At 72.0% G+C, this 5,703-nt stretch carries 4 protein-coding genes; all 4 read right to left on the bottom strand.

Annotated features, from left to right (window positions below):
- Positions 1 to 273: 273 nt before the first annotated feature.
- Complete coding sequence (locus ACVNF4_RS31635) at positions 274 to 2,088, bottom strand: LpqB family beta-propeller domain-containing protein (protein WP_461806313.1); 1,815 nt, start codon at positions 2,086 to 2,088, stop codon at positions 274 to 276.
- Complete coding sequence (mtrB, locus tag ACVNF4_RS31630; RefSeq protein ID WP_461806312.1) at positions 2,078 to 4,150, bottom strand: MtrAB system histidine kinase MtrB; 2,073 nt, start codon at positions 4,148 to 4,150, stop codon at positions 2,078 to 2,080. The genes ACVNF4_RS31635 and mtrB overlap by 11 nt, the downstream gene beginning before the upstream one ends.
- A 1-nt stretch (position 4,151) precedes the next feature.
- Positions 4,152 to 4,841 (bottom strand): two-component system response regulator MtrA, encoded by a 690-nt coding sequence (gene mtrA, locus ACVNF4_RS31625; RefSeq protein ID WP_005316841.1) that lies wholly within the window; start codon positions 4,839 to 4,841, stop codon positions 4,152 to 4,154.
- A 124-nt stretch (positions 4,842 to 4,965) separates the two neighbouring features.
- Positions 4,966 to 5,703 (bottom strand): S-methyl-5-thioribose-1-phosphate isomerase (locus tag ACVNF4_RS31620; protein ID WP_461806311.1); only part of this gene is annotated, 738 nt, incomplete at its 5' end.

Genomic DNA, 5,703 nt, shown 5'->3' with positions numbered 1-5,703 from the left:
GAGTTCCTTCACGAAGTGCGCCCCGCCCCGCCCCGCCCCGCCCCGGCAAGCCACACCCCCGCCCCTCCTCCCCGCCCCAGCTGCGGGCAGTCGTGCCGCTAGGGGCGGCACGGGTGGGCGCAGCGGCACCCCGCAAGCGCGGGCAAGCAACAACACCCCCACCCCAGCCACCCACCAACCCGCACCCGACCACACCCCAGCCCCCACCGAACCCACACCCACCCCACAACCCCAGCAACACCGAACCCCCACCCCACCTCAGCTCACCCCACCTCACCCCGGATAAAACGCCACCGAAGCCGTCGGCTTCAACGTCCGCCACCCACTCCCCCCGGGCAACCACAACAACCCGTCCTTGGACGTGGCGAACAACGGCGCCTCACTGTCCTCGGACGCGGCAATGCTCTGCACCTCCGTCAGCCCGGGCAACGCCCCGGTGTCCGGCAACGACCCATCACACTGCACGTACTGCACCTGCTCCACACCCCCCGTCTCCTTCCCCACCACGACGAGCCGACTGTCAGAGGCCCACGAAACAGCCGTCACCTGCTCCAACTCAGGCGTGGCGGACCGCAGCTCCTGCACGGACACCACCTCCCGCCCCCCACTGAGCCGCTCCCGCTCGACCCGCCCCACGAACAACGCCTGCCGCCCCCCGGACTCGACGACAAGCGCGATCCGCACCCCATCGGCGGCCACCTTCACCGCATTGATCCGCCCGTCAAGCCCAGGAGTGTTCACCACGGCAGGCGTGTCCGCCCCCTTGCCGAGCAGGTAGAGCCGAGGCGCGGCAGGGTTGCGATCGGCGACCCACAGATCCCCCTGCGCATCCCAACTGGGCGTGATGAACCGGTCCTTCTCGGTCGCCCCGGCACTGGTCAGCAACGGATTGCCGAGCGGCCCGGCGGACGACAGCGAGGTCACGTACAACTGCTTGCCGTCAAGGGTCACCCCAGCGGCCTCACGCTCATCGCGAGCGACAGCCACAGCCCGCAACGCCTTGCCCCCGTCCCCGAACGCACCGGGCACGGACTCCGGAACGGCGTCACTGCCGAGGCTCATCCGCTGGAGCCGATGCTCGCCGTCGATGAAGTACAGATGCTCGGGCCCATGGGCGGAGCCCCGCGCGGCGACCCCCTCCGACCGGCTCTCCGTGAGCGAGCACAACCGCCGCCCACCGGCCTGTAGTTCGACCTCCTCGACGGCCGGCGTGAGGCTCTGGAGCGTGAACAGCATCTGCGCGGCCATCGCGTCGCACTTGGCCTGCCCGACCCCTCGGGCCTTGCTGTTGAGCGGCACGGTGAGCTTGTTCTGATCGTTCGGCGCCAGCGGCCCCGCGTCGTCCGCGAGGCGCGTCCCGGTGGGAAAGCCCGACCGGACAACGGGCCGCAGCCAGGCGGTGGGCCCTTCGAGCAGCGAGCGCACCATCTGCGTCGTCGGATCGACACGCTTACGGACGTACACCGGATCCGCGACAGCGGCGGAAGGAGTCCCCACGCGCGCGCGGGACGCGAAGTAGTACTTGTTGGCGGACATGTAGTTGCGGGAGAAGTCCGACTGCCCCATGACGACGCCCTGGGGCACGTCGTCGATGCGCCACTGGTCCTTGTCGTCCTTCACGAGGTGCAGCGTCTGAAGGTACTTCCCCTCGGCGGGCGCGTACGACTGCTCATGGTCGACGGTGGCCACGCGCGTACCGTCGAGGGTGAACGACACGTCCGTACCCTCCTCGCGCCCCCCGGAACGCTCGGGCGTCGCCCGGGGAGCCACGTCGAGGACGGTCGTGGAGCTCTCGGGGTCCCAGTTCTTCGCGGCCTTGCCGACGAGATACTTCCGGGCCGTCGCGTACGTCGGATCGTCACTGGTCAGCGCTTCGAGGAAGCCCTGGACGATCACCACGGGCAACGCCCCCTCCTGCGGCGGCATCGCGAACACCCGCACCTGCGTGTCCTGCCGGGGCGTGGACTCCACCCCGCGCAGATCACCGTGGTCCGGCATCGAGGCACAGCCGCCCAGCAGGACGACCCCGCAGACCGCGTACGCCGCCGTGCGCCCCGGCGTGCGCCGCGCGCCCCCCTCACCGCCCACGAGCGGCCTCCCCTTCCACACCGGAAACACCGGAAACACCGGAAACGTCGGAAGCACCGGGGGCACCGGAAACCCCGGAGGCACCATCAGCGCCGTCCCGTCGTACGTCCGCGGAAACCGGCGTCCCCGCGCGGGGCACCACCCGGGCACCGCTGCCCGGGAGAGCCGTCGGATCGGCCGTGGGAAGGACGCCTCCCATGCGCGGGAGGCGATCCCCGGTCTGCTGCACCGGAACGGTGGCGCTCTTCTCGCGCGCGCGAGAGGCGCCGTCCGAACCGCCGCGGTTCCTGCGCGAGTCCTTCGGCTCCAGCGGTATCGGCGACCCCCTCAGCGGCTCGTCGGCCGTCCTCGGCAGCGTCAGCCGGAACTGCGAGCCGCCCCCGGGCTCGCCCCACGCCTGGAGCCACCCGCCGTGCAGGCGCGCGTCCTCCAGGGCGATCGACAGCCCGAGCCCCGTTCCTCCGGTGGTACGCGCGCGTGCCGGATCGGCCCGCCAGAACCGGCTGAACACGCGCGTGGCCTCCCCCGGCTTCAGCCCGACGCCGTAGTCGCGCACGGCGATCGCGACCGCCCCGCCGGCCGAGGCCAGCTTGACGACGACGTCCTTGCCCTCACCGTGCTCCACGGCGTTGACGACGAGATTCCGCAGCACCCGCTCCACGCGCCGCGCGTCGGCCTCGGCGACGACCGGCTGCTGATCGCCGACGACCCGGACGGCCGTCCCCTTGCGCTCGGCCAGCGGCGCGGCCCCGTCGACGACCCGCCGGACGACCTCCCGGAGGTCTATCGGCTCCGCCTCCAGCGCCGCCGCGCCCGCGTCGAACCGGCTGATCTCCAGCAGATCGGCGAGCAGCGTCTCGAACCGGTCCAACTGGTCGGCGAGGAGTTCGGCCGACCGCGCGGTCATCGGATCGAAGTCCACGCGCGCGTCGTGGATGACATCGGCGGCCATCCGCACGGTCGTCAGGGGAGTGCGCAGTTCGTGCGACACGTCCGACACGAACCGGCGCTGCATCCGCGAGAGGTCCTCCAGTTGCTGGATCTTCAGCTGGAGGTTCTGCGCCATCTTGTTGAACGCCTCCCCCAGGCGCGCGATGTCGTCCTCCCCGGTGACCTTCATCCGCTCCTGCAACCGCCCCGCGGACAGCCGCTCGGCGATCCCGGCGGCCATCCGCACGGGCGTGACGACCTGCCGCACGACGAGCCAGGCGATCGCCCCCAGGAGGACGACGACGAAGAGCCCGGCGGTCGCCAGGGTGCCCTTGACGAGGCTGAGGGACTTCTCCTCCTGGGTGAGCGGGAAGAGGTAGTACAGCTCGTAGGCGGCGCCGTTGGGGTCGCTCAGCCGCTTGCCGATGACCAGCGCGGGCTGCGACTCCTTGCCGCTGTCGTAGCGGATCCGGGTGTAGCTCTGGGCGGCCGACATGCTGTCGTTGACCCGCGTGCGGAGCGCCTCCGGCACACTCGCGGTCGGGCTGACGCCCCCGGAGGCACGCGGCCCCGGCCCGCCCGCGCCACCGCCGATGGGCAGCGTGACGACGTCGAAGGCGCCCTGGCCGCCGCTGGACAGGGACGACACGAGGCCGCTGAGCCAGGGGCTGACGCTCTGCGCGGAACGGTCGGTGGACGAGGAGGCCGGAGCGCCGTTCCCGGCGGCCTCCGAGTCGGCCTGCTGCTTGGCGACCGCGAACCCGCCCGTCGCCTGACTCTGCGAGGCCCGCACCTTGGCGTCCAGCAGACCGTTGCGGACCTGCCCGATGACGACGAACCCGAGCAGCAGGACGACGCCGAGGGACATCAGGAGGGTGGTGACGACGACCTTGAGCTGGATGTTGCGCCGCCACAGCCGCATGACCGGCAGCAACGGCCGCCGCACCCAGCGCAGCACCAGCCGAAGCACTGGGCTGCCCTGTACGCCGCCCTGGAGCAGCCCGCCCTCCAGGAGCCGCCCGAGGCGGTCCCGGGACGCTGTACGGCCCTTGTGGCCGCTCTGCGGGGCAACGGGCCGCTCCGGCCGGGCCCCGGACCCGCCGGGCGCCGGCGCGGCGCTGTCCCCGGACATGTCAGCTCGGCCCGGCCTTGTAACCGACACCGCGGACGGTCACGACGATCTCCGGCCGCTCCGGGTCCTTCTCGACCTTGGAGCGCAGCCGCTGGACGTGCACGTTGACCAGGCGGGTGTCGGCGGCGTGCCGGTAACCCCACACCTGCTCCAGGAGCACCTCACGGGTGAACACCTGCCACGGCTTGCGCGCGAGCGCCACCAGCAGGTCGAACTCCAGCGGCGTCAGCGCGATCGACTGCCCGTCCCGCTTCACGGAGTGCCCGGCGACGTCGATCACCAGATCGCCTATCGTCAACTGCTCCGGCGCCGGCTCCTCGGACCTCCGCAGCCGCGCCCGGATCCGCGCGACCAGCTCCTTCGGCTTGAACGGCTTGACGATGTAGTCGTCGGCCCCGGACTCCAGGCCCACCACCACGTCGACGGTGTCGCTCTTCGCCGTGAGCATCACGATCGGCACCCCGGACTCCGCCCGGATCAGCCGGCACACCTCGATCCCGTCCCGGCCCGGCAGCATCAGATCCAGCAGCACCAGATCCGGCTTGGCCTCCCGAAAAGCAGCCAGCGCCTTGTCACCGTCGGCTACGAAAGACGGCTCAAAACCCTCACCACGCAGCACGATGCCGAGCATCTCGGCCAGTGCGGTGTCGTCGTCGACGACAAGGACTCGTCCCTTCATAAACGACATCATCTCATTCTCATAACGGTGCCCGGCGCGCAGGTGAGGCAGGTCACTGACCCGTGACCATAGCCGCAGGAGGCGGTCACTGTCTGCCCGGGCCCCCTCGGCCCCCGCGCACAGCACCCCGCGCCGCTCAGCCCATCACCCGCCGTGACCTCGCGCACAGCCCGGCGAGCGACGCGGCGGTCACCGGTGAGACGGCGCCCTCCTCGGTGACGATCGCCGTCACCAGCTCGGGCGGCGTCACGTCGAACGCCGGGTTGTACGCCTGCGTGCCGAGCGGCGCCACCGGCACCCCGCCGCCCGCCCCGACGACCGGCGCCTGCGGGGAGACGGCCTCGGTCACCTCGTACCCGGGCCGCTGCTCGACCTCGATCGACGCCCCGTCCGGCGTCTCCGGATCGACGGTCGTCACCGGGGCGACCACGACGAACGGCACGTGGTGGTAGCGCGCGAGGACCGCCAGCGGATAGCTCCCGATCTTGTTCGCAACGGACCCGTCGGCCGCGATCCGGTCCGCCCCGATCAGCACGGCGTCCACCTCCCCGGCCGCGAACAGCGACCCCGCCGCGTTGTCCGTGAGCAGCGTGTACGCCATCCCGCTGCGCGCCGCCTCGTACGCCGTGAGCCGGGCCCCCTGGAGCAGCGGACGCGTCTCGTCGACCCACAGCCGGCGCAGCCGCCCCGCGCGGTGCGCGGCCAGCGCGACCGCGAACGCCGTCCCTTCCCCGCCGGACACCAGCGAACCGGTGTTGCAGTGGGTGAGGATCCGGTGCCCGCCGCCCGGCAGCAGCTCGTCCAGGAGCGCGAGGCCGTGCCCCGCCATGCGGGCGCTCGCCTCGGCGTCCTCCTGGTGCAGGCGCCGCGCGGC

The organism is Streptomyces sp. S6 (assembly GCF_054880855.1).
This window is presented reverse-complemented; position numbering and strand designations above follow the sequence as displayed.

Coding starts and splice junctions, on each gene's coding strand:
- mtrB (WP_461806312.1), bottom strand. CDS start 4,150: ATGTCCGGGGACAGCGCCGCGCCGGCGCCCGGCGGGTCCGGGGCCCGG.
- mtrA (WP_005316841.1), bottom strand. CDS start 4,841: ATGATGTCGTTTATGAAGGGACGAGTCCTTGTCGTCGACGACGACACC.